Here is a 1550-nt window from a genome sequence, read left to right as displayed (position 1 = left end):
ACAGGTGGGGTGGCCAGTGCCGGTGGGGCTGGGGCGTCGGCGTCGCCCGGTGAGTCGGTTTCTCCGGAGGACGCGCGGTTGAAGTTCGCGCAGTGCATGCGGGAGAACGGGGTGGACGTCCCCGATCCGGGCGCCGGGGACGCGGGGGCCGCGCGGCTGGGAGAGGGGACCGATCGGAAGAGGCTGCAGGCGGCGCTGGAGAAGTGCCGGACGTGGCTTCAGGCCGGCGGGGCGATGCCCGATCTGAAAGACCCCGAGGTGCGTGACCGGTACGTCGAGTTCGCGCAGTGCATGAGAGAGAACGGGGTGAACATTCCCGATCCGGGGCCGGATGGAGAGTTCAGGCTTCCGGAGGGGGACATCGACCGGGGCGCGCTGGAGAAGGCCCGGGAGAAGTGCCGGCTCGACCTGCCAGGGGCCGGGAAGTGAGGCGGCTGGTGGTGGTCGGGGGTGTCGCCGGGCTGGTGGTGGTCGCGGGCGGGGGTGTGCTGGCCCTGACGGCGGACGGCCGGGAGGCGGCGGCCGGGCAGGAGACGCGGCTGGCCACGGCAGAGGTGCGCCGGGGTGATGTCGTGGACACCGAGACGGTCGACGGGAGCCTCACCTATAGCGGCGTCCGTGAGGTGTGGGCGGGAGCGTCGGGTGTGGTGACGTGGGCGCCGGAGCAGGGAGCGACTGTGCAGCGGGGGGAGACGCTGCTGCGGGTCGCAGGGAAGCCGGTCACGCTCATGTACGGCGGCGGTCCCATGTACCGCACGCTCGGGGTCGGGGACTCGGGCAAGGACGTCCGGCAGCTCGAAAACAATCTGCGCGCCCTCGGGCATGGCGGCATGACCGTGGACGGGGAGTTCACCGCGGCGACCGAGGCCGCCGTGCGGGAGTGGCAGGACGGGCGGGGGCTTGCGGAGACCGGAACGGTAGGGCCGGAGCACGTGGTGTTCCTGGGCGGGGCCGCGCTGGTGCGGGAGGTCAAGGCGCCCGAGGGGAAGCGGGCCGTCCAGGGGCAGCCGGTCCTGACGGTGGCCGGGACCCGGCGGGTCGTACAGGTCGATCTGGACGCCGACAAGCAGGACCTGGCCAAGGAGGGCGCGGCCGTCGAGGTGGAGCTTCCCGGGGGCAAGACGGTCACTGGGAAGATCACCGAGGTCGGCAGGGTCGCGCAGAGCAGCGGGTCGGGGCAGGACGAGAAGACCACCGTCGATGTCGAGATCTCGCTGGGGGACGCGGAGACGGGGCGGCTGGACGAGGCGCCCGTGCGCGTGGCGCTGGAGAGCGAGCGGAGGACGGACGTCCTGTCGGTGCCCGTGGAGGCGTTGCTGGCGCTGCGGGAGGGCGGTTTCGGGGTCGAGGTCGTGGACGGGGCCGGGCGGCGGCTCGTCCCGGTGGAGGCCGGGGCGCGCGCGCTGCGCACGTTCGACCCCCCCACGCACAACCCGGGCCGGGGCTGCGTGTACCGGATCGGCGGCAACCCCGTCCTGGTCGACTACGCGCACAACCCGGCGGCCGTCGCGGCGATGGGCGCGCTCGTCGAGCGGCACTGGGGCACCGGC

At 73.6% G+C, this 1550-nt stretch carries 2 protein-coding genes; both read left to right on the top strand.

Annotated features, from left to right (window positions below):
* Nucleotides 1-429: hypothetical protein (locus tag E1289_RS37530; protein ID WP_207929421.1), on the top strand; the 429-nt coding region annotated here is incomplete at its 5' end.
* Nucleotides 426-1550 (top strand): peptidoglycan-binding protein (locus tag E1289_RS37525; RefSeq protein WP_243713487.1); only part of this gene is annotated, 1125 nt, incomplete at its 3' end. The genes E1289_RS37530 and E1289_RS37525, both read left to right, overlap by 4 nt.

The sequence above is a fragment of the Actinomadura sp. 6K520 genome, assembly GCF_004349245.1.
Lineage (GTDB): Bacteria > Actinomycetota > Actinomycetes > Streptosporangiales > Streptosporangiaceae > Spirillospora.
Note: the sequence above shows the minus strand (reverse complement) of the source record. Positions and strands in the feature narration are given on the sequence as shown.